The organism is Streptomyces sp. NBC_00028, from assembly GCF_045041065.1.
GTDB lineage: Bacteria > Actinomycetota > Actinomycetes > Streptomycetales > Streptomycetaceae > Streptomyces.
The window spans coordinates 4,169,379-4,194,410 of record NZ_CP108293.1 but is presented as its reverse complement, the minus strand read 5'-3'; the positions used below and the strand labels follow the sequence as shown (position 1 = coordinate 4,194,410).

The 25,032-nt window shown below is 71.5% G+C and carries 24 protein-coding genes; 17 read left to right on the top strand and 7 right to left on the bottom strand.

The window, feature by feature from the left end; translation table 11 throughout:
* Positions 1-247: 247 nt before the first annotated feature.
* The 3 genes from rplM (at position 248) to glmM (ending at position 2,819) form a co-directional block, all read left to right on the top strand.
* A complete protein-coding gene (gene rplM, locus OG885_RS18495; protein WP_059192890.1) occupies positions 248-691 on the top strand; it encodes a 50S ribosomal protein L13 in 444 nt (147 codons plus the stop codon).
* Positions 692-732: 41 nt separating this feature from the next.
* Positions 733-1,260: a 30S ribosomal protein S9 gene (gene rpsI, locus OG885_RS18490; protein WP_362666740.1), complete on the top strand. Its 528-nt coding sequence runs from the start codon at positions 733-735 to the stop codon at positions 1,258-1,260.
* Positions 1,261-1,460: 200 nt separating this feature from the next.
* A complete protein-coding gene (glmM, locus tag OG885_RS18485) occupies positions 1,461-2,819 on the top strand; it encodes a phosphoglucosamine mutase (RefSeq protein ID WP_405732699.1) in 1,359 nt (452 codons plus the stop codon).
* Positions 2,820-2,901: 82 nt separating this feature from the next.
* Here the strand turns inward: glmM and OG885_RS18480 are convergent, their stop codons facing one another.
* Both OG885_RS18480 and coaA read right to left on the bottom strand, forming a co-directional pair.
* Positions 2,902-3,834, bottom strand: a complete 933-nt coding sequence (locus OG885_RS18480) for a DUF389 domain-containing protein (RefSeq protein ID WP_405732696.1) — start codon at positions 3,832-3,834, stop codon at positions 2,902-2,904.
* A 32-nt stretch (positions 3,835-3,866) separates the two neighbouring features.
* Positions 3,867-4,856, bottom strand: a complete 990-nt coding sequence (gene coaA / locus OG885_RS18475; RefSeq protein ID WP_405732693.1) for a type I pantothenate kinase — start codon at positions 4,854-4,856, stop codon at positions 3,867-3,869.
* Positions 4,857-5,025: 169 nt separating this feature from the next.
* Here coaA and glmS point away from each other — a divergent pair, with 169 nt between their 5' ends.
* Positions 5,026-6,873: a glutamine--fructose-6-phosphate transaminase (isomerizing) gene (glmS, locus tag OG885_RS18470; RefSeq protein ID WP_405732690.1), complete on the top strand. Its 1,848-nt coding sequence runs from the start codon at positions 5,026-5,028 to the stop codon at positions 6,871-6,873.
* A gap of 19 nt (positions 6,874-6,892) precedes the next feature.
* Here glmS and OG885_RS18465 read toward each other — a convergent pair whose 3' ends face one another.
* Entirely contained in the window at positions 6,893-7,684 is a 792-nt protein-coding gene (locus OG885_RS18465) for a DUF4239 domain-containing protein (RefSeq protein ID WP_405732687.1), read from the bottom strand.
* A 165-nt stretch (positions 7,685-7,849) separates the two neighbouring features.
* Here OG885_RS18465 and OG885_RS18460 point away from each other — a divergent pair, with 165 nt between their 5' ends.
* The 6 genes from OG885_RS18460 (at position 7,850) to OG885_RS18435 (ending at position 13,047) form a co-directional block, all read left to right on the top strand.
* Positions 7,850-8,221 carry a holo-ACP synthase gene (locus OG885_RS18460; protein ID WP_405732683.1) on the top strand — a complete coding sequence of 124 codons (372 nt, stop codon included), beginning with the start codon at positions 7,850-7,852 and terminating at the stop codon, positions 8,219-8,221.
* A 20-nt stretch (positions 8,222-8,241) separates the two neighbouring features.
* On the top strand, positions 8,242-9,675 hold the full coding sequence (locus OG885_RS18455; protein WP_405732680.1) for an NAD(P)H-hydrate dehydratase: 1,434 nt from the start codon (positions 8,242-8,244) through the stop codon (positions 9,673-9,675).
* A gap of 89 nt (positions 9,676-9,764) precedes the next feature.
* Positions 9,765-10,925 (top strand): alanine racemase, encoded by a 1,161-nt coding sequence (gene alr / locus OG885_RS18450; RefSeq protein WP_405732677.1) that lies wholly within the window; start codon positions 9,765-9,767, stop codon positions 10,923-10,925.
* 84 nt (positions 10,926-11,009) lie between these two features.
* Entirely contained in the window at positions 11,010-12,242 is a 1,233-nt protein-coding gene (locus OG885_RS18445; protein WP_405732674.1) for an alpha/beta fold hydrolase, read from the top strand.
* Positions 12,214-12,738, top strand: coding sequence for a tRNA (adenosine(37)-N6)-threonylcarbamoyltransferase complex ATPase subunit type 1 TsaE (gene tsaE / locus OG885_RS18440; RefSeq protein WP_405732671.1), 525 nt, complete (start codon positions 12,214-12,216; stop codon positions 12,736-12,738). The genes OG885_RS18445 and tsaE overlap by 29 nt, the downstream gene beginning before the upstream one ends.
* A 147-nt stretch (positions 12,739-12,885) precedes the next feature.
* The gene (locus tag OG885_RS18435) at positions 12,886-13,047 is read left to right on the top strand and encodes a hypothetical protein (RefSeq protein ID WP_405732668.1); all 162 of its coding nucleotides are present in this window, start codon (positions 12,886-12,888) and stop codon (positions 13,045-13,047) included.
* A gap of 257 nt (positions 13,048-13,304) precedes the next feature.
* Here OG885_RS18435 and OG885_RS18430 read toward each other — a convergent pair whose 3' ends face one another.
* Positions 13,305-13,859, bottom strand: a complete 555-nt coding sequence (locus tag OG885_RS18430) for a hypothetical protein (protein ID WP_405732665.1) — start codon at positions 13,857-13,859, stop codon at positions 13,305-13,307.
* A gap of 108 nt (positions 13,860-13,967) precedes the next feature.
* Between OG885_RS18430 and tsaB the strand changes: the two genes are divergently transcribed.
* From tsaB to OG885_RS18410, 4 genes are read left to right on the top strand one after another with little or no spacing between them, the layout of a single operon-like run.
* Positions 13,968-14,621, top strand: a complete 654-nt coding sequence (gene tsaB, locus OG885_RS18425) for a tRNA (adenosine(37)-N6)-threonylcarbamoyltransferase complex dimerization subunit type 1 TsaB (protein ID WP_405732662.1) — start codon at positions 13,968-13,970, stop codon at positions 14,619-14,621.
* Between the two features lie 17 nt (positions 14,622-14,638).
* A complete protein-coding gene (gene rimI / locus OG885_RS18420; protein ID WP_405742776.1) occupies positions 14,639-15,106 on the top strand; it encodes a ribosomal protein S18-alanine N-acetyltransferase in 468 nt (155 codons plus the stop codon).
* Entirely contained in the window at positions 15,099-16,184 is a 1,086-nt protein-coding gene (gene tsaD / locus OG885_RS18415; RefSeq protein WP_405732659.1) for a tRNA (adenosine(37)-N6)-threonylcarbamoyltransferase complex transferase subunit TsaD, read from the top strand. Before rimI ends, tsaD begins: the two co-directional genes overlap by 8 nt.
* Positions 16,181-16,435 carry a hypothetical protein gene (locus OG885_RS18410; protein WP_405732656.1) on the top strand — a complete coding sequence of 85 codons (255 nt, stop codon included), beginning with the start codon at positions 16,181-16,183 and terminating at the stop codon, positions 16,433-16,435. The genes tsaD and OG885_RS18410 overlap by 4 nt, the downstream gene beginning before the upstream one ends.
* Here OG885_RS18410 and OG885_RS18405 read toward each other — a convergent pair.
* From OG885_RS18405 to OG885_RS18395, 3 genes are all read right to left on the bottom strand, one after another.
* Positions 16,432-17,412 carry a hypothetical protein gene (locus OG885_RS18405; RefSeq protein WP_405732653.1) on the bottom strand — a complete coding sequence of 327 codons (981 nt, stop codon included), beginning with the start codon at positions 17,410-17,412 and terminating at the stop codon, positions 16,432-16,434. The two genes, OG885_RS18410 and OG885_RS18405, sit on opposite strands and share 4 nt — an antisense overlap.
* Positions 17,409-18,854, bottom strand: a complete 1,446-nt coding sequence (locus tag OG885_RS18400) for a M48 family metallopeptidase (protein ID WP_405732650.1) — start codon at positions 18,852-18,854, stop codon at positions 17,409-17,411. Before OG885_RS18400 ends, OG885_RS18405 begins: the two co-directional genes overlap by 4 nt.
* A 76-nt stretch (positions 18,855-18,930) precedes the next feature.
* Positions 18,931-21,246: a glycoside hydrolase family 3 N-terminal domain-containing protein gene (locus OG885_RS18395; RefSeq protein WP_405732648.1), complete on the bottom strand. Its 2,316-nt coding sequence runs from the start codon at positions 21,244-21,246 to the stop codon at positions 18,931-18,933.
* 147 nt (positions 21,247-21,393) lie between these two features.
* On the opposite strand from OG885_RS18395, the gene OG885_RS18390 reads away from it, so the two are divergent.
* From OG885_RS18390 to OG885_RS18380, 3 genes are all read left to right on the top strand, one after another.
* Positions 21,394-22,446, top strand: coding sequence for a LacI family DNA-binding transcriptional regulator (locus OG885_RS18390; RefSeq protein WP_194081552.1), 1,053 nt, complete (start codon positions 21,394-21,396; stop codon positions 22,444-22,446).
* Between the two features lie 116 nt (positions 22,447-22,562).
* On the top strand, positions 22,563-23,909 hold the full coding sequence (locus OG885_RS18385) for an endo-1,4-beta-xylanase (protein ID WP_405732644.1): 1,347 nt from the start codon (positions 22,563-22,565) through the stop codon (positions 23,907-23,909).
* A gap of 73 nt (positions 23,910-23,982) precedes the next feature.
* Positions 23,983-25,029, top strand: coding sequence for an LCP family protein (locus tag OG885_RS18380; protein WP_405732641.1), 1,047 nt, complete (start codon positions 23,983-23,985; stop codon positions 25,027-25,029).
* The last annotated feature ends 3 nt before the right edge of the window (positions 25,030-25,032 follow it).

The window sequence follows — 25,032 nt, the reverse complement described above, 5'->3', positions numbered from 1 at the left end:
GAGGGGGGACGCGTGGGGCCGTCGGGCCCGCTCGTTTTGACCCGTCCGGGGTAGCGCTAGTACCCTTGCGGTTTGTTATGCGTATTGGCTTGGTCGTTCTGACGCCAGAAGCCAGTGCGTAGGTTCCCTGGAGCAGTTACCAGTGGGCGGCATACGGGCAGTGTTCCCGGCTTCTGTCGTCCCCAGCTGCACGATCGCTTCAAGGATGCCTGTGTCAGCACCCATCCCTGAAGAAGAAGGCTGAGAAGTGCGTACGTACAGCCCTAAGCCCGGCGATGTGACTCGCCAGTGGCACGTCATTGACGCTCAGGACGTCGTCCTGGGCCGTCTGGCCACCACCGCCGCGAACCTCCTCCGCGGCAAGCACAAGCCGACCTATGCCCCGCACATGGACATGGGCGACTTCGTCATCATCATCAACGCCGACAAGGTGCACCTGTCCGGCAACAAGCGGACCCAGAAGCTGGCGTACCGCCACTCCGGTTACCCGGGTGGTCTGCGTTCGGTCCGCTACGACGACCTGCTCCGTGACAACCCGGAGAAGGCCGTCGAGAAGGCCATCAAGGGCATGGTCCCCAAGAACTCCCTGGGTCGTCAGATGCTCTCGAAGCTGAAGGTCTACTCGGGCGACCAGCACCCGCACGCTGCCCAGCAGCCGGTGCCGTTCGAGATCACCCAGGTCGCGCAGTAGTTCCGGCCACCCCCTAAACAGAAAAGAATCTGAGGAGCATCGTGGCCGAGACCACCGCTGAGCAGCCGGTCGAAGAGACCGAGACCGAGCTCGTCGACATCGACAGCTACACCACCGAGTCCGAGGTCCCCGTCGAGGGCGAGTACACCTCGGAGTCCCTCGCCGGCCGCTTCGGCGACCCGCAGCCGGCCGCCGGCCTGGGCCGTCGCAAGAACGCCATCGCCCGCGTCCGGATCGTCCCGGGCACCGGCAAGTGGAAGATCAACGGTCGCACCCTTGAGGACTACTTCCCCAACAAGGTGCACCAGCAGGAAGTCAACGAGCCCTTCAAGGTGCTCGAGCTCGACGGCCGCTACGACGTCATCGCCCGCATCGCGGGTGGCGGTGTCTCCGGTCAGGCCGGTGCGCTCCGTCTCGGTGTCGCCCGTGCGCTGAACGAGGCCGACGTCGACAACAACCGTGGCGCCCTCAAGAAGGCCGGCTTCCTCCGCCGCGACGACCGTGCGGTCGAGCGCAAGAAGGCCGGTCTGAAGAAGGCCCGTAAGGCTCCGCAGTACAGCAAGCGTTAAGCTTCGCTGCCTGCAGCCCGTACTCGCACTTCAGCAGTACGTCCGAACGCCCCGGCGGCACGCCACAGTGCCGCCGGGGCGTTCGTTTATCACAGCCTTGGGCGTATAACGGCACAAGACGCTCAAAGGCTTGTGTGATCGGGTGATCCTGGGTGATCTCCGAAGGTGACCTCGAAAGTGACGCTTCATCAGGAGGACAAGTGGGACGACTCTTCGGCACGGACGGCGTGCGCGGCGTCGCCAACGCGGACCTGACCGCCGAGATGGCGCTCGGTCTGTCCGTCGCGGCGGCCCACGTGCTGGCCGAGGCGGGTACTTTCGAGGGCCACCGGCCGACGGCGGTGGTCGGACGGGACCCGCGTGCGTCCGGGGAGTTCCTGGAGGCCGCCGTGGTGGCGGGCCTGGCGAGCGCCGGCGTCGACGTGCTGAAGGTCGGTGTGCTGCCGACCCCGGCCGTGGCGTATCTCACGGGCGTCCTCGGCGCCGACCTCGGCGTCATGCTCTCCGCCAGCCACAACGCGATGCCCGACAACGGCGTCAAGTTCCTCGCCCGCGGCGGGCACAAGCTCGACGACGAGCTGGAGGACCGGATCGAGTCGGTCTACGACGCCCACCGGCACGGCGAGCCCTGGGAGCGGCCGACCGGCTCGGGCGTCGGGCGGGTGCGGGAGTATCTGGAGGGCTTCGATCAGTACGTCGCCCATCTGATCGGTGTGCTGCCGAACCGGCTCGACGGGCTGAAGATCGTCCTCGACGAGGCGCACGGCGCTGCCGCGAGGGTGTCGCCGGAGGCGTTCTCGCGGGCCGGTGCCGAGATCATCACGATCGGGGCCGACCCGGACGGGCTCAACATCAACGACGGGTGCGGGTCCACGCACCTCGGGCTGCTGAAGGCAGCGGTCGTGGAGCACGGTGCGGACTTCGGTATCGCGCACGACGGGGACGCGGACCGGTGCCTCGCCGTCGACCACACCGGTGACGAAGTCGACGGCGACCAGATCATGGCCGTGCTGGCGCTGGCCATGCGGGAGCGGTCCGTGCTGCGGGCCGACACCGTTGTCGCGACGGTCATGTCCAACCTCGGGTTCAAGCTGGCGCTTGAGCGGGAGGGGCTGACGCTGGTGCAGACGGCTGTGGGGGACCGGTATGTGCTGGAGTCGATGAAGGAGCACGGCTACGCGCTCGGGGGTGAGCAGTCCGGGCACGTCATTATTCTGGATCACGCCACTACCGGGGACGGGACGTTGACCGGGCTGCTGCTCGCGGCGCGGGTTGCTGAGACCGGGCGGTCGCTGCGGGAACTCGCCGGTGTGATGGAGCGGTTGCCTCAGGTACTGATCAATGTGCCGGACGTGGATCGGACTCGGGTGGGGAGTTCCGCGGAGCTCGCTGCCGCCGTTTCCGAGGCTGAGCGGGAACTCGGTGAGACCGGGCGGGTGTTGCTGCGGCCTTCCGGGACCGAGCCGTTGGTTCGGGTGATGGTCGAGGCCGCGGACATTGATCAGGCGCGGTCTGTGGCTGGGCGGCTTGCTGATGCCGTCAAGTCGGCGCTGGGGTAGGGCTGTTCCGGGTTGGGGGTGGGGGTTCTGTGTGTTGCGGGCTGCGGGTTCGTTGTGGCTTGTCGCGCAGTTCCCCGCGCCCCTAAGGGCGTTGAGCCTTAGGGCGTTTCCATAGCCACTTCTGGATGAGCAGTGTCAGGGTGCCCGCCATGACGATGCCCAGTAGGTTCAGCAGGAGTTGGTTCGTGGAGCCGAGCATCTGCTCTGTGTCGCCGTAGGCCAGGGCCACTGCCGCGTTCGCCGCTGCCGGCACTGTCGTGACCGAGATAGCGACTCCCACCAACGCCCCCGACTTCGCCGACGTCAGGGACAGCGTGCCGGCGATGCCCGCCAGGACCGCCACCACGAAGGAGAAGGCGTCCGGGGCGTAGACGAAGGCCGTGTTGGGGCGGTCGCCCTCCAGGTCGGACTTGTGGAACAGGGTCGCGGCGTCCATGAACCAGCTGAAGCCCACCGTCACCGCCATCGCCACCGCGAAGCCCACCAGCAGGGCGATCAGGGAGCGCAGCGCCAGTCGGGGGTGGCGTTGGACGATGGACGTGCTGAAGGCGGCCAGGGGGCCGAACTCCGGGCCGACGGCCATGGCGCCGACGATGAGGATCGCGTTGTCGAGGACCACGCCGCAGGCCGCGATCATGGTGGCCAGGGTGATGAAGGCGACGTAGGTGATGGAGAGCGTCGACTCCTCGTGGGTGGCGTCCGTCAGGTGCTCCCACAGGACCGCGTCGGCGCCCTCGCCCGGTGCTTCGTCCTCGGCCTTGTCCGCCCGCTTGGACAGCGACAGGTCGATGTTCTCGACGGCGATCGAGCCGGTCTTGTCCAGTCCCAACTCACGCAGGGCGCCGATGAGTTCGTCGCCCGCCTCGCGGGCCACGTCGCACATCACGACATCGCCCACCGGGTTGCGGGCCGCGTTCGGCACCACGACGAGGTGGGTGGTACCGACGGTCTTCTCGATCAGGCGGACCACGTCGTCCGTCGTGTCGGACGGTGTGATCAGACGCAGATGCAGCATGACGCCTTTTCTAACAGGCCCCGGTCATTTGTTCACAACTTGCGCAGGCTCAACCGGCGCACCTTGTGGTCCGGGCCCTTGCGGATGACGAGGGTGGCGCGGCCCCGGGTGGGGGCGATGTTCTCCACCAGGTTCGGCTTGTTGATGGTGCGCCACTGGGTGCGGGCGTAGTCGAGGGCCTCCTCCTCGGAGACCTGGGTGTACTTGCGGAAGTACGAGTTGGGGTCCTGGAAGGCCGTCTGGCGCAGCTTCTTGAAGCGGTTGAGGTACCAGCGCTCGACGTCGTCGGGGTTGGCGTCGATGTACACGCTGAAGTCGAAGTAGTCGGCGAGGCCGACGCGGGTGCGGCCGTCCTTGCCGGGGAGCGCCGGCTGGAGGACGTTGAGGCCCTCGACGATCAGGATGTCCGGGCGGCGCACCACGAGCTTCTCGTCGGGGACGATGTCGTAGATGAGGTGGGAGTAGACGGGTGCCGTGACCTCGTCCTTGCCCGCCTTGATGTCGGCGACGAACTTGGTCAGGGCCCGGCGGTCGTACGACTCGGGGAAGCCCTTCCTCGACATCAGGCCGCGTGCCTGGAGCTCCCTGGTGGGGAGCAGGAAGCCGTCCGTCGTCACCCGCTCGACGCGCGGGTGCTCGGGCCAGCGGGAGAGCAGCGCCTGGAGGAGCCGGGCGACGGTGGACTTGCCGCCGGCGACCGAGCCCGCGACCCCTATGACGAACGGGGTGCCGGTCTGGGTGCCCGTCTCGCCGAGGAAGGTGTTCAGGGCGCCTCTGAGGCCGTCCGTGGCGCCGATGTAGAGGTTGAGGAGGCGGGAGAGCGGGAGGTAGATGTCCCGCACTTCGTCGAGGTCGATGACGTCGCCGAGGCCGCGCAGTCGCTCGACCTCCTCCGCCGTCAGGGGCAGGGGCGTCTTGTGGCGCAGTGCGCTCCACTCGGAACGGGTGAGGTCGACGTAGGGAGTCGCCTCCGGCTTGTTCCGGTGGGCGCTCCGGGGGGTCGAGGAGACCGGAGAGATCACAGTCCATTGTTAACGGAGTTTGAACGAGTTGGCGGGTGGGGTCCGTCACGCCTCCACCGAGGCTCGTACGCCAGGGTCCTTACCACCGCGTTCGTATGGCCGTGGGAATTTCCGATATCGGGCACGCGGAAGCCCTTTTGGTCGGCCGATCGTGCGTAGGCTGCCGCGCATGTGCGGAATCGTGGGATACGTGGGGTCGCAGTCTGCGCTCGAGGTCGTGACGGCCGGACTGAAGCGGCTGGAGTACCGGGGGTACGACTCGGCGGGTGTCGCCGTCCTCGCCGACGGTGGGCTCGCCGCGGCGAAGAAGGCCGGGAAGCTGGTCAACCTGGAGAAGGAGCTGGTCGACCGGCCGCTGCCGACCGGGCCGACCGGCATCGGGCACACCCGCTGGGCCACGCACGGCGGGCCCACGGACGCCAACGCGCATCCGCATCTCGACAACGCCGGGCGGGTGGCGGTCGTCCACAACGGGATCATCGAGAACTTCGCCGCGCTCCGGGCCGAACTGACCGAGCGCGGCCACGATCTGGCGTCCGAGACCGACACCGAGGTCGTCGCGCATCTGCTCGCCGAGGAGTTCTCCTCCTGCGGGGACCTGGCCGAGGCGATGCGGTTGGTGTGCCGACGTCTGGACGGGGCGTTCACGCTGGTCGCCGTGCACGCGGACGAGCCGGACGTGGTCGTCGGGGCCCGGCGGAACTCGCCGCTCGTGGTGGGTGTGGGGGAGGGGGAGGCGTTCCTCGCGTCCGATGTGGCGGCCTTCATCGCGCACACCCGCTCCGCCATCGAGCTCGGCCAGGACCAGGTCGTCGAGCTGCGCCGCGACGGGGTGACGGTGACCGGCTTCGACGGGCGTCCGGCGGAGGTCAGGTCCTACCACGTGGACTGGGACGCCTCGGCTGCCGAGAAGGGCGGCTACGACTACTTCATGCTCAAGGAGATCGCCGAGCAGCCGAAGGCGGTCGCCGACACGCTCCTCGGGCGCATCGACGCGGCCGGGTCGCTGACCCTGGACGAGGTGCGGATCCCGCCGGGGGTGCTGCGGGAGATCGACAAGGTCGTCGTGGTCGCCTGCGGTACGGCCTTCCACGCGGGGCTGATCGCCAAGTACGCCATCGAGCACTGGACGCGGGTCCCCTGCGAGGTGGAGCTGGCCAGCGAGTTCCGCTACCGCGATCCGATCCTGGACCCGCGGACCCTGGTGATCGCCATCTCCCAGTCCGGCGAGACCATGGACACGCTGATGGCGCTGCGGCACGCGCGCGAGCAGGGCTCCAAGGTGCTGGCCATCTGCAACACCAACGGCTCGACGATCCCGCGCGAGTCGGACGCCGTGCTGTACACGCACGCCGGTCCCGAGGTCGCGGTCGCCTCGACCAAGGCGTTCCTGACCCAGCTGGTGGCGTGTTACCTGGTCGCCCTGTATCTGGGCCAGGTGCGGGGCACCAAGTGGGGCGACGAGATCGTCGCCGTCATCCGGGACCTGTCGAAGATCTCCGGCGAGGTGGACCGGGTCCTGGAGACGATGGAGCCGGTACGGGCGCTCGCGCGATCGCTCGCCGACAAGGACACCGTGCTCTTCCTCGGGCGGCATGTCGGCTACCCGGTCGCGCTGGAGGGCGCCCTGAAGCTCAAGGAGCTCGCCTACATGCACGCCGAGGGGTTCGCGGCGGGTGAGCTCAAGCACGGGCCGATCGCGCTGATCGAGGACGATCTGCCGGTGGTGGTGGTCGTGCCGTCGCCGCGCGGGCGGTCGGTGCTGCACGACAAGATCGTGTCCAACATCCAGGAGATCCGGGCGCGCGGGGCCCGGACCATCGTCATCGCGGAGGAGGGGGACGAGGCGGTGGTGCCGTACGCCGACCACTTGATCCGGATTCCGGCCACGCCCACTCTGCTTCAGCCGCTGGTCGCCACGGTCCCGTTGCAGGTGTTCGCGTGTGAGCTGGCGACGGCCCGGGGCAACGAGGTGGACCAGCCGCGGAACCTCGCGAAGTCGGTGACGGTGGAGTGAGCGGCCCGCGGCGGGCCCGTCACCGCCAGAACTGGGCCAGTACGCCCTGTCTGAACGGTGCCGGGCTCACCGCCAGGTCCCCCGAGAACGGCCGGTCCAGGGTCAGACACAGCAGCACGCTCACCCCGATCAGGACCGCGACCGACGTCACGAACATCAGCTGGGCGCGTACGTCCCGGATGCCGTAGAGGAAGGTCAGGGGCAGCATGATGAGCGCGCCGCCGTAGACGAGGACGCTGAGCAGGACGGGGAGCTGCTGCTGGGAGTCGGAGAGGCGGGTGCGGCGGGCCGAGGCGAGTGAGCCGAGCGTGGAGACGGCCTCGGAGTAGTACGCCTTCTGGGACTCGGTGCGCGGCTCGTAGTCCTGGAACGCCTTGTACAGGCCCTTGATCTGGGGTTCGGTCAGGTTGGGGTCGGGCCTGCCCTCGCGCATCAGGGGCCACTGCTTCTCGACGACGGAGTGGACGTAGGCGTGCATCGCCGCGGTGATCCGCTCCCGCTGTCCGGCGGGGAAGGCGTCGGCGGTGCGCAGCACCTCGGCGGTCTGGGAGGCCTCGGCGGCCACGTTGGTGGTCGCGTCGTTGAGGCTCTCCCACTCGGCGACGACGACGAAGGCGAGGATGATGCCGTAGATCGCGGCGTACATCCCGAGCACGACGCCGATCATGTCGTTGTGCTCGCCGGTGTCCACCAGGTGCCGGAACCGCCAGCGCATCAGCGCGACACCGCCCACTCCGATGAGCAGGGCGCTGCCCACGAGCAGGGTGGCCAGGGCGGTGGTGCTGAAGTTGTTGAGCAGCCAGACTTCCACAGGTGCCGATCTTCTCTCGATGGGGGGAGACCGTCGCAGTCTGTGGTGAGCGTGATCCCAACTCCGCGCGGACACACGGGAATCGGACCTGGTGCATCACTTCGTGTGTACCGCGTCCGGGGTGGTGGGGCCTGCCTTGGACGGGGCGTTCCGTAGAGTGCGCGGGTGAGCATCATCGGGGTCGGTATCGACGTGGCGGAGATTGACCGGTTCGCGGTGTCGCTGGAGCGCACGCCCGGGATGGCCCAGCGGCTGTTCCTGGAGAGCGAGTTGCTCCTGCCGAGCGGGGAACGGCGGGGCGTGGCCTCCCTCGCCGCCCGGTTCGCCGCGAAGGAGGCCCTGGCCAAGGCGCTGGGGGCGCCCGCCGGGCTGCTGTGGACCGACGCCGAGGTGTACGTCGAGGACAGTGGGCAGCCCCGGCTGCGGGTCTTCGGGAGTGTCGCCGCCCGGGCGGCCGAACTCGGTGTGCAGTCCTGGCATGTGTCGCTCAGTCACGATGCCGGTGTCGCCTCGGCGGTTGTGGTGGCGGAGGGGTAGCAGCGGGGAGACTCCTCTCCATGCGTACTGCTTACAGCGTGGAGACCGTCAGGGCCGCCGAGCGGGAACTCATGGCACGGCTGCCGGAGGGCACGCTCATGCAACGGGCCGCCGCCGGGCTGGCCGCCGCCTGCGCCGATCTGCTGGGCCGGGTGTACGGGCGGCGGGTCGTACTGCTCGTCGGCAGCGGCGACAACGGGGGCGACGCGCTCCACGCCGGCGCCCGGCTCGCCCGCCGGGGGGCCGGGGTCGCCGCCGTGCTGCTCGCGCCGGAGCGCGCCCACGCCGGTGGGCTGGCCGCGTTGCGGCGGGCCGGAGGAACGGTCGTCGCAGCAGGGTCCGCCGAAGAGGCGCTCCTGCGGGCCGACCTCGTCCTCGACGGCATCGTCGGGATCGGCGGCAAGGGCGGGCTCCGGCCGGATGCGGACCGGCTGGTCGCCGTCGCCGAGCGGTCCCGGGCCGCCGTCGTCGCCGTCGATCTGCCCAGCGGGGTCGACGCCGACACCGGCGAGGTGCACGGCGGCGCGGTGCGGGCCGACCTCACCGTCACCTTCGGGGCGCACAAGCCGGGGCTGCTGATCGATCCCGCGCGGGAGTACGCCGGGTCGGTACGGCTGGTCGACATCGGCCTTGAGCTGCCGGCCGGCGCCGAGCTGGAGGCCCTGCACCACGCCGACGTCGCGGCGCTGCTGCCCACCCCCACCGGCGAGAGCGACAAGTACCGGCGCGGTGTCGTCGGTATCGCCGCCGGGTCGGCCCGTTACCCCGGGGCTGCGGTGCTGGCCGTCGCCGGGGCGCTGCGCGGCGGTGCCGGAGCCGTGCGGTACGTCGGGCCCGCCGGGGACGCGGTGATCGCCCGCTTCCCCGAGACGCTCGTCTCCACGGGGGGACCGCAGCAGGCGGGGCGGGTGCAGGCCTGGGTCGTGGGGCCGGGGGCCGGGGACGACGCCTCCGCCGTGGAGGAGGTGCTCTCGGCCGACGTGCCGGTACTGATCGACGCGGACGGACTGCGGCTGGCCGCCCGGGACGCCGTACGCCGACGGAGCGCACCCACCCTCATGACGCCGCACGCCGGGGAGGCCGCCGCGCTGCTCGGGGTGGAGCGCGGGCAGGTCGAGGGGGCCCGGCTGGCCTCGGCACGGGAGCTCGCCGCTCGGTACTCCGCCACGGTGCTGCTCAAGGGGTCGACCACGCTCGTCGCCGACGCCGCCGGCGGTGCCGTGCGTGTGAACCCGACCGGGACGGCCTGGCTGGCCACCGCGGGCAGCGGGGACGTGCTGTCAGGGCTCGCCGGGTCGTTGCTGGCGGCCGGGCTCGGGGCACTGGACGCCGGGAGCGTGGCGGCGTATCTGCACGGGCTGGCCGGACGGTACGCGGCGGACGGGGCCCCGGCCGGGGCGCATGACGTGGCCGAGACGATTCCGGAGGCGTGGCGCGATGTCCGCGCCGGGTGACCGTCGGCTCCAGGGGCAGGGGCCTGGCGGCGACCCGGAGCACAGGCGTACGACGGGAGCGTCCGGCCCTCTGAGAGACTGAGGGCGCCATGAGTGAGACAGCTGCCCAGTCGAGTGCGCCCCTGCGTGCCCGCGCCGAGATTGATCTGGCCGCCCTGCGGGCGAACGTGCGGACCCTGCGCGCCCTCGCGCCGGGAGCGGCCCTGATGGCCGTGGTCAAGTCCGACGCGTACGGCCACGGCGCGGTGCCCTGTGCCCGCGCGGCCGTGGAGGCGGGCGCCGACTGGCTGGGGACGGCCACGCCCGAAGAAGCCCTCGCCCTGCGTGCCGCCGGGATCGACGGGGTGCGGATCATGTGCTGGCTGTGGACCCCGGGCGGGCCCTGGCGGGAGGCCGTCGAGGCCGATCTCGACGTGTCCGTGAGCGGGATGTGGGCGCTGCGGGAGGTCGTCGATGCGGCTCGGGCGGCGGGGAGGACCGCTCGGGTGCAGCTCAAGGGCGACACCGGGCTCGGGCGCAACGGGTGTCAGCCCGGGGACGACTGGGCCGAGTTGGTCTCGCACGCGCTGCTCGCCGAGGCCGAGGGGGTCATCCGGATCACCGGGCTCTGGTCCCACTTCGCCTGCGCCGACGAACCAGGGCACCCCTCCATCGCCGCCCAGCTCACCGTGTTCCGCGAGATGCTCGCGTACGCCGAACAGGCCGGCGTGCGCCCCGAGGTGCGGCACATCGCCAACTCGCCCGCGACCCTCACCCTCCCCGAGGCCCACTTCGACCTGGTGCGCACCGGTGTCGCCGTCTACGGCATCTCACCCAGCCCCGAGCTCGGCAGCTCGGCCGACCTGGGGCTGCGGCCGGTGATGACGCTGAGCGCGGCCGTCGCGCTGGTGAAGCGGGTGCCGGGTGGGCACGGGGTCAGTTACGGGCATCACTACGTCACCCCGGGCGAGACCACCCTCGGACTGATCCCGGTCGGGTACGCGGACGGCGTTCCGCGGCACGCCTCCGGCACCGGGCCCGTGCTGGTCGGCGGCAAGTGGCGGACCGTCGCCGGTCGGGTGGCCATGGACCAGTTCGTCGTCGACCTGGGGGGCGACGAGCCCGCCGTCGGAAGCGAGGCCGTACTCTTCGGGCCCGGTGATCGCGGCGAGCCCACCGCCGAGGACTGGGCGCAGGCGGCGGGGACCATCGCGTACGAGATCGTCACCCGGATCGGAACGCGCGTTCCCCGCGTCTATGTGAATGCGTGAGTTCTTTACGTGAACGAGGGATCAGCTGGGTAACCGGCCCAGCAGCGACCAGCAGTCCAGCAGCCCGGCGAAGAGGAGCGGTACGTGAGCGAGAGCAGTGCGGAGGCCGCCCTTGCCGTCGCCTCCGCCACGGGGGCGGCCGCCGGGAACTGGCGCCGGGCGACCGGGATCGCCGGTGCCGCGATAGGAGTGGTCGCCGCGGGTGCCGCGGCCGGTGTCGCCCTGGAGCGGATGACCGTCGGACGCGGGATGCGCAAGAAGGCGCGGCTCGCACTGGACTCGGCCGGGCCGTACGGCTCGCTGCGCGGAATGCCGGGGAAGGCGTACGCCGACGACGGCACGGAGCTGTACTACGAGGTCGACGAGGTGGAGCCGGAGGGCGGGTCCGCGCCGCGTCGGCGCCGCCTCTTCGGGCGGAAGGCGCCGCTGCCCGTCACCGTCGTCTTCAGCCACGGGTACTGCCTGAGCCAGGACTCCTGGCACTTCCAGCGGGCCGCGCTGCGCGGGGTCGTGCGGACCGTGCACTGGGACCAGCGCAGCCACGGGCGGTCCGGGCGCGGGGTGCGGCAGGTGCAGGACGGCGTGCCGGTCGACATCGACCAGCTCGGGCGTGATCTGAAGGCCGTCGTCGACGCCGCCGCGCCCGAGGGGCCGCTCGTGTTCGTCGGGCACTCGATGGGCGGGATGACGGTCATGGCGCTCGCCGACCAGTATCCGGAGCTCATCCGGGGGCGGGTCGTCGCCGTGGCTCTGGTGGGTACGTCGTCCGGGCGGCTCGGCGAGGTCAACTTCGGGTTGCCCGTCGCGGGTGTGAATGCCGTACGACGTGTGCTGCCGGGGCTGCTGAAGGCGCTGGGGCAGCGGGCCGAGCTGGTGGAGAAGGGGCGGCAGGCCACCGCCGACCTGTTCGCCGGGATCATCAAGCGGTACTCGTTCGCGTCGCGGGACGTCGATCCCGCGGTCTCCCGGTTCGCCGAGCGGATGATCGAGGCGACGCCGATCGACGTGGTCGCGGAGTTCTACCCGGCGTTCACCGACCACGACAAGACCGAGGCGCTCGCTCACTTCAGAGACCTTCCGGTGCTCGTGCTGGCCGGGATCGGGGATCTCGTCACGCCCAGCGAGCACAGTGAGGCCATCGCCGGGCTGCTGCCGGACGCCGAGCTGGTGCTGGTGCCGGACGCGGGGCATCTGGTGATGCTGGAGCACCCGGAGGTGGTCACCGACCGCCTCGCCGACCTCCTCACCCGGGCGGGGGCGGTGCCGGCAGGGGCTACGGTGGGCGGTTATGGAAGCAGTACCGCACAGCCCGGCTGAGACCGGGCTGACCGTTGAGACCGGGCTGACCGTCACCTCCCCCGAGCAGATGCGCGAGCTGGGCCTGAAGCTGGCCAAGCTGCTGCGGGCCGGTGACCTCGTGATGCTCAGCGGGGAACTCGGCGCGGGCAAGACCACGCTGACCCGGGGGCTGGGAGAGGGGCTGGGCGTGCGGGGTGCCGTCACGTCCCCGACCTTCGTCATCGCCCGCGTCCACCCGTCCCTCGGTGACGGTCCGCCGCTCGTCCATGTCGACGCCTACCGGCTGGGCGGCGGGCTCGACGAGATGGAGGACCTCGACCTCGACGTCTCGCTGTCCGACTCGGTCATCGTGGTCGAGTGGGGCGAGGGCAAGGTCGAGGAGCTGACCGAGGACCGGCTCCAGGTGCAGATCCACCGTGCGGTCGGGGACACCACGGACGAGGTGCGGCACGTGACGCTGACCGGGCTGGGCGAGCGCTGGGCGACGGCCGACCTGAGCGTGCTCACCGCGTGATCCGCCGGGCAGGCCCCGATTTCGGTGAACGTTCCGACAAGACGTCGGCAAGATATTGCTTTAGGCGTCTTGCGCGTGGTCACATGGTATCCAGTTCGTAGTTAGGTCTACCTAACCACGTCCGCCCCCGGTGCTCAGGAGGCGACCATGTCGGCCACGGAACGAGACGAGTCGACGCCGCGCGCGGTGTCCGCGGTACCCATGCGCGACCTGCTGGCGGCCTGCGCCGCGGCGCACACGATCTCGACGCCACCCCGGCTGCCCGACCCCGAGACGATCGAGAGAGCACAGCACCGCGAAGCCGCCTAGGGCCTGTCCGGCGGATCATGCCGCAGACGCGGGGTCTGGCGCGTCGGCCTGCGGCGTTGTCGTCGGTTGCCGACTCCCCCACTCTCGGCTTCGCTCGAGCGGGAGGGGCCCCCATCGCGTCGCCGCCCTCCTCCGCCTTGCAGTCCAACGCTCCCCCACGCTCGAACAACCTCGCGCGGGGGCACCCCCATCGCCCCCGCTCACCTGCATCGATGAGGCGCCGCAGCTTTCCTGCGACTTGATCCGCCGGACAGGCCCTAGCGGATCACGATCACCTTCTGGCCGATCGTCGCGAAGGTCCACATCGCGGCGCCGTCCGCGCGGGACTCCCGGATGCCGCCCGTCTTCACCGTGGGGTCCGGCGGTGCGGTGGCGGGTGCGACGGCCGCGCTGAAGCCGATCGTCACGTTGCCGGCGGTGGCGAAGCGGACGACGTGCTCGATCGGCGTGCCGTCGGTGCCGGTGACCGAGTTCGAGCGGGACGTGACCCAGTAGGAACCCGGCGCCGGGTCGACCGTGCCGGGGACGACCTCGAAGGTGCGTTCCACCTTGTCGCCCGCGCCGACGAGCCAGACCCGGTCGTCGTCCACCGAGTACACGACCCGTTCACCCTTTCCGGAACCGGCCGGCAGGGCGGCGGGGTGACGGGTGTCGCGGGGCGCCTTCGCGGCGGCGATCCCGGGCGAGCTGTCCGTGGGCGGCTGCCCGAGCGTCGCGGGCACGGTCGCCGAGGCCTGGTAGGCGAGGACACCGACGGTGACGAGGGCCGCGGCCGTCAGTCCGGTGACGATTCCGGCGGAAGTGCTGGGCACGGTCGTCCACCTCTTTGTCGTACGCAGTGATCCTTCGCGACGTTAGCAGTCGGGAGGCGGCTCACCGGGGCGGCGATGTGCGCGGCGCGGGAGCCGTAGGCTGTTTGCGTGCTCTTGCTCGCTCTGGATACCGCCACCCCCGCCGTCACCGTCGCCCTGCACGACGGAACGGACGTCGTCGCCTCGTCGAGCCAGGTGGACGCCCGCCGGCACGGCGAGCTGCTGCTGCCGGCCGTCGACCGCGTCCTCGCCGAGGCCGGGCTGAAGCTCGACGCCGTCACCGGCATCGTCGTAGGCATCGGACCCGGCCCCTACACCGGACTGCGTGTCGGGCTGATGACCGCTGACACGTTCGGCCTCGCGCTCGACGTACCCGTGCACGGCGTGTGCACGCTGGACGGGCTCGCGTACGCCACCGAGGTCGAGGGCCCCTTCGTCGTGGCGACCGACGCCCGGCGCAAGGAGGTCTACTGGGCGCGTTACGACGACCGCCGCACCCGTGTCACCGACCCCGCCGTCGACCGGCCCGCCGACATCGCCGAGCAGGTCGCCGGGGTGCCCGCGGTGGGCGCCGGCGCGCTGCTCTACCCCGACACCTTCCCGGACGCGCGGGCGCCCGAGCATGTGTCGGCCGCCGCCCTGGCCGCGCTGGCCGCCGAGCGGCTCGCCGCGGGCGAGGAGCTGCCGGCGCCCCGGCCGCTGTATCTGCGCCGGCCCGACGCCCAGGTCCCCAAGAACTACAAGGTGGTCACCCCCAAGTGACAGCGGCACTGCGGGAGATGCGCTGGTGGGACATCGATCCCGTGCTGGAGCTTGAGAAGGACCTGTTCCCCGAGGACGCCTGGTCGCGGGGGATGTTCTGGTCCGAGCTGGCCCATGCGCGGGGCGCCGCCGCGACCCGGCGGTACCTGGTCGCCGAGGAGGACGGGCGGCTCGTCGGGTACGCCGGGCTCGCCTCCGCCGGGGAGCTGGCCGACGTGCAGACCATCGCCGTCGCCCGCGACCACTGGGGCACCGGTCTCGGCGGCCGGCTGCTGACCGAACTGCTCCAGGCGGCCACCGCGTTCGAGTGCGCCGAAGTGATGCTGGAGTGCCGGGTCGACAACGACCGCGCGCAGAAGCTGTACGAGCGCTACGGCTTCGAACCCATCGGCTTCCGCCGCGGCTACTACCAGCCGGGCAACGTCGACGCCCTCGTGATGCGCCTGATCATCGACCCTGCGAGTGAAGAGAAGAACCATGGCTGACGAACCACTCGTCCTCGGCATCGAGACCTCCTGCGACGAGACCGGCGTCGGCATCGTCCGCGGCACCACGCTGCTCGCCGACGCCATCGCCTCCAGCGTCGACGAGCACGCCCGCTTCGGCGGTGTCGTGCCGGAGGTCGCCTCCCGCGCGCACCTGGAGGCGATGGTGCCGACGATCCAGCGCGCCCTGAAGGACGCGGGCGTCACGGCGAACGACCTCGACGGGATCTCCGTCACCGCCGGCCCGGGTCTCGCCGGCGCGCTCCTGGTCGGCGTATCGGCGGCGAAGGCCTACGCGTACGCCCTCGGCAAGCCCCTCTACGGCGTCAACCACCTCGCCTCCCACATCTGCGTCGACCAGCTGGAGCACGGCAAGCTGCCCGAACCGACGATGGCGCTGCTGGTCTCCGGCGGACACTCCTCGCTGCTGCTGTCGACCGACATCACCGCCGACGTACGGCCGCTCGGCGCGACCATCGACGACGCGGCCGGCGAGGCCTTCGACAAGATCGCCCGTGTGCTGAACCTCGGCTTCCCCGGCGGCCCGGTCATCGACCGGTACGCCAAGGAGGGCGACCCGGGCGCGATCGCGTTCCCGCGCGGTCTGACCGGCCCGCGCGACCCGGCGTACGACTTCTCCTTCTCCGGGCTGAAGACGGCCGTGGCCCGCTGGATCGAGGCGAAGCGGGCGGCCGGTGAGGAGGTGCCGGTGCGGGACGTGTCGGCGTCCTTCCAGGAGGCGGTCGTGGATGTCCTGACGCGGAAGGCCGTGCGGGCCTGCAAGGACGAGGGCGTCGACCACCTCATGATCGGCGGCGGTGTCGCGGCCAACTCGCGGCTGCGGGCGCTGGCCCAGGAGCGCTGCGAGGCGGCCGGCATCCGGCTGCGGGTGCCACGCCCCAAGCTGTGCACGGACAACGGGGCGATGGTGGCCGCGCTCGGGGCCGAGATGGTGGCCCGTAACCGGCCCGCCTCCAGCTGGGACCTGTCGGCCGACTCCTCGCTGCCGGTGACCGACCCGCATGTCCCCGGGCACGACCACGTCCACGAGGTCAGCAAGGAGAACCTGTACTCGTGACGGTCGCCTTGATGTGGGAGGCGCGGGCGGTCGAGGGCCGGGGCGAAGCGCTGCTGGCCTGGGCGCGGGCGCAGGAGCTGGCGGTGACGCCGTTGCGCCGGGAGACGTTCCGGGCGCCGCAGGACCGGGTGCTCGTCATCACGTGGTGGGACGCCGCCTACGACGCCGTACTCCCCGAACTGCCCGAGCCGGACGGGGAGTTGGTGACCCGGGCCGTGCATCGGTGGCGGTTCGAGTCGGTGGAAGGTTAGGGCTGCGGGGCGTTCAGGGCCCACATCGAGGTCGACAGGGTCGCGAAGGCCAGGGTGTGGCCGCCCACGGCGAGCAGGGTGCCGTCGGCCGTCAGGAAGCCCGCGGCGAAGCCGAGGACGGCGCCGAAGGCCGTGGCGGGCCAGGCCTGCCACCACCAGGCGTGGGCAGGGCGGACGAGGGTTCCGGCGGGGACGATGAACGCATCCCGCAGGTCGCCGCGGACGGTCCGGAGGTCGGCGAAGGTCGTGCGGGCCGGTTCCCGGTGGCGTAGGCGGCCGACCGGGACCGGACGGGTGCCGTCCGGCAGGACCGCTACGGCGGTACGGGTGCCGTGGACCGTCACCGGGAATCGGCCGGGGCGGTCCTCCAGCGCGGGGTGCCACATCACGCGCTGCCAGTGGCGGCCGTCCAGGACGAGCCAGAGCGTGGTCGCGCTGCGCCAGGGGAAGGTCTGGACGCGCTCGCCGAGCCGCACCTCGGCCGTCATGGGGCGGCCCGGGCGGTGGGACGCGAGCCGGAAGGCCAGGCCTCGGCGGGCCCAGGCGGCGCAGAGGGCGGCGGCGACGATCCCGGCGGCGACGGCGGAGCCTATGAGGTCGTCCTCGTCCAGGGGGTCGGGCCCGTGCTCGCCCACTTGGTAGGGGTGGGCGTGGGGGTTCTTCCCGGTCGGGTCGTACTCCAGGAACAAGCGCGCGTACTTGGGGTAGGGGTAGGTGTCGTCGTCAGGCACGAAGCTCTGGACGTGCGTGTGGCCCGCGTCGTCCGTCCAGCGGGCACGGATCTTGTCGCCGGGGCTGAGGGCGTCCTCCAGAACGTCGCCGACGGCGAACTCGGTGTGCTCGTTGTAGCGGTCGACGGCCCGGTCGTTGGCGTACGCGTTCCCAGCCAGCCACGCGCCGAGCAGGGCGTACCCCGCGAGCGTGACGGTCAGGCCGAACAGGGCCACGCGCAGGGCCGGGCGTCTCGGGGCGGTCATACGGCGGCCTCCTGCCGGCCCAGGAGGGCACGGACGGGGGCGGGGTCGTCGCTGTCCAGGGCGGCGGTCAGGGTGTCACCGACGTCGATTGTGGTGCCGTCGGGGGCGGTGAGCACGCTGGTGCGCCAGCGGCTCGCGCGGGTCCAGCCCGCCGCGCGCAGGGCCTCGGTGACGGGCGGGAGCAGGGCGTCGGTCAGTACGTCCCGGGCGAAGGCGCGGCGCACCGAGGCGGGGACCTGGCGTATGCGGGGTTCGATACGGCGGGCGAGGCGGGGCCAGGTGCCGTCGGCGACGGCGTTCAGGGCGGCCTCCAGGGCTTCGGGTGACCGGAGCGGCGAGGACCCCGCGTCGTCGAGGAGTTCGTGGAGGCGGTCGTCCGTGAGGCTGAGAAGGCTGAGCGGACGCGGCGGCCGCGTGGCCTTTTTACCTCTCGGGCGGCGGCCCCGGCCTCGTGCCGTGGGGTGTGCGAGGAGCTGTTCCACGCACCAGCGCTCCAGCGCCTCGGCGGTGCGCAGCGGTATCGGTTCCTCGCCGTACGGCGTGGCGGTGGCCGGGTCCGTGTCCGGCAGTGCCGTCAACCGGGCGGCGACGGGCGGGTGGTCGGCGGTGGAGTAGGGGTCCACGGCCTCCAGTTCGGCGGCGACACGGGCGGCTCGGCGGGCCACGTACGGATCACCGGCGGCGGTGTCCAGGGCGTCGTAGAAGTCCTGTGGATAGCTGTCGTCCCGGGCGAGGGCGGCCCACCAGCGGCGGCCGAGGCCGCTGTACACCGCGTCGAGCAGGACGGTCCGTTCGAGGGCCGTCGTGGTCGCGCGGGTGCCGGTGACACGGGCGGCGTCGGTGTCGGCGTCCGTCTCCGTCCGCCAGGCCCGGGGCTGGGTGGCTCGCAGGAGCGGGGCGGCCACTGGGGCCAGGGGGCGCAGGCGGGGTGTGAGCCAGACTCCGAGGAGGTGGCGGGAGCGCAGCAGCCAGGAGGTGCGGCGGTGGCCCATGTGCTGTTCGTGGGCGAGCTCGTGCGCGACCACGGCCGCCAACTGGTCGGCGGTCAGGGCCCGGAGCAGGGGGAGGCCGAGCACCAGGACGTAGGCGTGGATGCCGGAGACCTTCGCGCGCCGCAGGGAGGCGTGCACATCGGGGACGACCCGGACCAGCAGCGGTTCACGGAAGCCGAGTCGTTCGGCGACGTCCTGCACCAGCGCGGCCAGTTCCGGCTCCTCGGGGGGCCGTACCGCCCGGCCGGGGAGGCGGCGCGAGGCGGCCACGGCACCGAAGCCGGCGATCAGGAGGAACAGCACCGGCATCATCGCGTCCGAGTGCTCGCCCCAGGCCGAGACGGCGACGAACAACCCCACCAGCGCCGCCGTCGGTGGCAGCACGGCGAGCGTCAGCATGGCCGTGATGAGCCACCACTCCCGGGCGGGCCCGGTTCCCTGCGCGTTCATGGCATCCCCCGTCGCCCACCCTCAGGGGCGTCGGCGGATTCTGGCACAGGGAACCGGTGTTCGGCCCCCTCCGTGATCAGGCCGTTTCCTCCGCCCCCGGCTCGACCTCCGTCTCGCAGCGCAGCCGGCGGTCGGTGCCCAGCTCGCGTACCGGCCCGGTGAGCGTCAGCCGGGCTGTGTGGCGGACGTCGGTGCTGGAGGCCGCCAGCCGTAGCTCCAGGGCGCCGGGTTCCACCACCCGGCGGCCGGTGCGGTCGGTGAACGCCGAGTGGTCCGCGTGGAAGCGGAAGGTCACCCGGGACGCCTCTCCCGGCGCCAACTCCAGCCGCTGGTAGCCGATCAGCCGGACGTCCGGACGGGTCACCGTCGCCACCGGGTCGTGCAGGTACAGCTGGACGACCTCGGCGCCCGCGCGGTCACCGGTGTTGCGGACGGCGACGCTCACGTCGTACGAACCGTCGGTTGTGATCTCTGCCCCGACCGCCTCCGACTCCCACGCGAACGTCGTGTACGAGCGGCCGTGTCCGAAGGGGTACAGCGGGGTCGGGTCCAGGTTGCTGACCTCGCCCGCGAGGCCCAGCGGAGGCTGGAGGTAGGTCCAGGGCTGGCCGCCCGGCTCCTGCGGGACGCTCACCGGCAGCCGCCCGGACGGGTTGACGCGGCCCGACAGCACTCCCGCGACCGCCGGGCCGCCCTCCTCCCCCGGGAAGAAGGCCTGCACGGACGCGGCCAGCCGGCCGTGCCAGCGGCCCAGCGCGTACGGCCTTCCGGTCAGCAGAACGAGGACGACGGGCACCCCGGTGGCGACCAGGGCGTCCAGCAACTCGCCCTGAACGCCGGGCAGTCGCAGGTCCGTCGCGTCACAGCCCTCGCCCGAGGTGCCCCGGCCGAACAGGCCCGCCCGGTCGCCGAGGACGGCCACGCAGACGTCCGCCTCGGCGGTCCGGGCCACCGCCTCCTCGAAGCCGCCGGTGTCCGGGGTGTCGACCCCACAGCCCTCCGCGAACGTCACCTTGGCGTCCGGGAGTTCGCCGCGCAGGGCCTCCAGGACGGTCGGGATCTCGATGCCCATCGGGATGTCGGGGTGGTGGGTGAGGACATGGGACGGGAAGGAGTAGCAGCCGAGCATCGCGAGCGCGTCGGCCGCCCTCGGGCCCACGACCGCGATCCGGGTGTCGGGGGAGAGGGGCAGCACGCCGTCCGGGTTGTCCAGCAGGACCACCGACCGCTCGGCGAGCCGGCGGGCCAGTGCCCGGTTCGCCGTCGAGTCGAGGTCGATACGGCCGGTGGGCTCCGGGTCCCAGTCCTCGTCCAGCAGGCCCAGTTCGCACTTCTGGAGCAGGACGCGGCGGGCCGCCCGGTCGATCAGCTCCTCGGCGATCTCGCCCGCCCGTACGGCCTCCAGGAGGGGCTTGCCGTAGCACTTCAGGGTGGGCAGTTCGACGTCGAGGCCCGCCGCGAGCGCCGCGTGGGCGGCCTCCGCCTCGGTGCCGGCCACCCGGTGCTGGGTCTGCAGGAAGCCGACGCCGAAGTAGTCGGCGACGACCGTGCCGGTGAACCCCCATTGCTCCCGCAGGAGTTCGGTGAGCAGGCCCGGGTCGGCGGAGGCCGGGATGCCGTCCGTGTCGGTGTACGCGGCCATCACCGAGCGCGCCCCGCCCTCGCGCAGCGCCAGTTCGAACGGCGGCAGCGTCACATCGGCGAACTCGCGCACCCCCGCCCGGACCGGCGCCAGGTTGCGGGCGCCCGCGGAGGAGGCGTACCCGGCGAAGTGCTTGAGCGTGGCGACCACGCCGGCCGACTCCAGGCCGCGGACATAGGCGGCGCCGACCGTGCCGACCAGGTACGGGTCCTCGCCGATGGTCTCCTCGACCCGTCCCCAGCGCGGGTCGCGGACGACGTCCAGGACGGGGGCGAGGCCCTGATGGACACCGACCGCGCGCAGATCGCGGCCGATGTGCCGGCCCATCTCCTCGACGAGCGGCGGATCGAAGGCGGCGCCCCAGGCGAGCGGAACCGGATACGCGGTCGCCTGCCAGGCGGTGAAGCCGGCCAGGCACTCCTCGTGCGCGAGCGCGGGAATGCCGAAGCGGCCGGACGAGGCGATACGGCGCTGGGCGCGGGCGAGTGCCTGCGCGCCCAGCGCCGGGTCCACGGGGGCGGTGCCGAAGGGGCGGGTGAGCTGGCCGAGCCCATGGGTGATGAGCTCGTCCCAGTCGTACTCGGCGGTCATCTCGCGTTGCAGCGGGGCGACGCCGTCCCCGTCGGTGCTGGCCCCCACCCACACGCCGTACAGCTGGGCTGTCTTCTCCTCCAGGGTCATCCGGGAGAGGAGGTCGTCGACGCGGGCGGCGGCGGTCAGGGCGGGGTCACGCCAAGGCGCGGTGGTCATGAAACTCCTGTCGGGTCGAACGACCTCTCACGAAGGGCTCTCACGAACGTCTCTCGCGAATGTTTCGATGTGTAATCCGAATGTTTTGGGAACCTAGGCCGGTGCGAAGGGTTCGTCAAGAGGTCGTGCAGGGATACGATCGCCGCCATGACACCCCCGGAGCCCGGTGAAACCAGGACAGCAGGACGCTCGACGCAGACCGCGACGCTCGCCGAGATCGCGCGCGAGGCCGGAGTCTCGGCGCCGACTGTTTCGAAGGTCCTCAACGGACGGGCCGACGTCGCCCCGGCGACCCGTACCCGAGTGGAAGAGCTGCTGCGCGCCCACGGCTATCGCCGGCGACGGGCCGAGGCCAGCCGTTCCCCGCTCATCGACCTGGTCTTCCACGAGCTGGAGAGCGCCTGGGCGATGGAGGTCATCCGGGGTGTGGAGAACGTGGCGCGGGACGCCGGGCTGAGCGTGGTGCTCAGCGAGAGCGCCGGCCGGCTCACCCCGGGCCGCACCTGGGCCGACCAGGTCGCCGCCCGCCGCCCGCACGGCGTCATCCTGGTCCTCTCGGGGCTCGACGAGTCCCAGCGCGCCCTGCTGACCAGCCGCTCCATCCCCTTCGTCGTCATGGACCCGGCCGGCGACCCGGGCGCCGACGTGCCGTCCATCGGCGCCACCAACTGGCAGGGCGGCCTCGCTGCCACCCGGCATCTGGTCGAGCTCGGCCACACCCGGATCGGCGCCATCAGCGGCCCGTCCCGGATGATGTGCAGCCGCGCCCGTGTCGACGGCTACCGGGCCGCGCTGGAGACCGCCGGGCTGCCCGTGGATCCGGCGCTGATCAAGAACGGCGACTTCCACCACGAGGCCGGTTACCGGCTGGGCCTGGACCTGCTGCGCCGCGAGGACCGGCCCACCGCCGTCTTCGCCGGCAACGACCTCCAGGCGCTCGGGCTCTACGAGGCCGCTCGTGAGCTGGGGCTGCGCATTCCGGAGGACCTGAGCGTCGTCGGCTTCGACGATCTGCCGGTCGCGCCCTGGGTGGGGCCGCCGCTGACGACCGTACGGCAGCCGCTGACCGAGATGGCCGAGGCGGCGGCGAAGCTGGTGCTCGACCTCGCGCGCGAGGAGGGTTCGCCCGCGGCGACGCGGGTGGAGCTGGCGACGAGCCTGGTGGTGCGCAGCAGCACGGGGGCGCCTCCGGCGGTTTAGCGGGCCGCGCGGTTCAGCAGGGATGAGGCGTTGCTGTATTGACGGGTGTGCCGCGGCACCCCACACTGCCCCGAAGCCAATCGGTTGTTCGACCGAAACTTTCGGAGGCACCCGCAATGAGATCTCTGAGAACCGGCTTATCCCTGGCGTCCCTTCTCGCGACGCTGGGCACCCTCCTGCTGACGGCGCCCGCGGCGCACGCCGCCGACACGCCCCTGCGTGACCTCGGCACCGCCAAGGGCAAGGTCATCGGCACCGCAGTGACCGGGTCCAAGCTCACCGGGACCTACGGCGACATCGCCGGGGCGCAGTTCAGCTCGCTGACCCCCGGCAACGCCATGAAGTGGGGCTCGGTGGAGCCGACCCAGGGCAGTTTCAACTGGGCCGAGGCCGACCAGATCGTGAACTTCGCCGAGGCGCACGGCCAGCAGGTGCGCGGCCACACCCTGGTCTGGCACAGCCAGAACCCGAGCTGGCTGACCAACGGCAGCTGGACCCCGGCCCAGCTCGGCACCCTCCTCGACAACCACATCGCCACCGAGGCCGGCCGCTACAAGGGCCGTATCGCCGCCTGGGACGTGGTCAACGAGCCGTTCAACGAGGACGGCACCTATCGCTCGACCCTCTGGTACAACGGCCTCGGCTCCGGCTACATCGCCCGGGCCCTGACCGACGCCCGCGCCGCCGACCCGGCCGCCAAGCTCTACATCAACGACTACAACGTCGAGGGCGTCAACGCGAAGAGCACGGCCCTCTACAACCTGGTCAAGTCGCTGAAGGAGCAGGGCGTCCCGATCGACGGCGTCGGTCTCCAGGCCCACCTCATCCTCGGCCAGGTGCCGTCCACGCTCCAGCAGAACATCCAGCGCTTCGCCGACCTCGGCGTGGACGTGGCGATCACCGAGCTGGACATCCGGATGGCGCTGCCGGCGGACAGTACGAAGCTCGCGCAGCAGAAGGCCGACTACAAGGCGGTGACGGCGGCCTGCGTGGCCGTGACCCGGTGCGTCAACCTCACCGTCTGGGGCTTCGCCGACTCCGACTCCTGGGTCGACAGCACCTTCCCCGGCTACGGGGCGGCGACCCCGTACGACGCCAACTACGCGCCGAAACCGGCCTACTACGGCATCGCGGAGGCGCTGGGCGGTACGACGACACCGCCTCCGACGGGGGCGTGCTCGGCGGCGTACAGCGTGCCGAGTCAGTGGAACACCGGGTTCACCGGGAACGTGACGATCTCCTGCTCAGGTGCCTCGCTGTCGTCCTGGAAGGTGACCTGGACGTACGGCGCCGGGCAGCAGATCACGCAGGCCTGGAACGCGACCTGCACCCAGACCGGGGCGGCGGTCAGCTGCACCAACGCCTCCTACAACGGGACCGTCCCGGACGGCGGTTCGGTGACCTTCGGGTTCAACGCCAACTGGAGCGGGAGCAACCCCGTCCCCACGGTGACGCTGGGCTGAGAAAAGTGAGATTTTCCGAAGAAAGGCGGCCTGGGCAGTGCCCTCGTAATAATTCGGACTTACGTTCCTCTCCGTGAACGGAGACGACGAAGGCAGACCAGTGGGCCGGCGGCGGTCACGCGTGCTGAAAGCCGCCGGCCTCACTCTCGCGGGTGTGCTGGTGGCGGGCGCCGCCGCGGGCGGCTGGGTCTACTGGCATCTGAACAGCAACATCAAGAGCGTCGACATCGACCAGGCGCTCGGCGACGACCGCCCGGCGAAGGCCACCGTGACGCCCGCACCTTCCGCCTCCGCGTCCGCGAGCCCGCTGCCGACCGAGGCCGTCAACATCCTGGTCCTCGGCTCCGACTCGCGCAGCGGCAAGGAGAACCAGGCCCTCGGCGGCGGCGACAGCTCCGGCGCCCGCTCCGACACGGCGATGGTCGTGCACATCGACGCGGGCCGCACCGAGGCGACGGTCGTCAGCATCCCGCGCGACACCCTCGTCACCCGCCCGTCCTGCCCCCTCGAGGACGGCGGTTCCACGGCGGTGGCGTACAACGCGATGTTCAACAGCGCCTATGCGCTGGGCGGCCCGGTGTGCGCCGTGAAGACCGTCGAGTCGATCACGGACGTCCGCATGGACCACTACATCGAGATCGACTTCTCGGGCTTCGCGAAGCTGGTGAACGCGCTGGGCGGGGTCACGGTCACGACGGACGAGGACATCGACGACCCCAGCAGCCACCTGACCCTGAAGGCCGGCACCCACCACCTCGACGGCAAGCAGGCCCTCGCGCTCGCCCGCACCCGGCACGGCATAGGCGACGGCAGCGACCTCGGCCGGATCGGCCTCCAGCAGAAACTGGTGAAGGCCCTGCTGGAGCAGATCTCCTCGACGAACCTGCTCACCTCGCCCACCAGGTTCTACTCCGTCGCCGACGCGATCACCGGCAGCCTCACCACCGACACCGGCCTCGACTCGCTGACCGAGCTGATGAGCCTCGGCCAGAGCCTGAAGGGCCTGTCGGCGGACCAGGTGAGGACGGTGACGATGCCGGTCCTCCCGGCACCCTCGAACCACAACCGGGTGGTGGCGCAGGAGCCGCAGGCGAGCAAACTGTGGAAGTCCCTGAGGTGACTA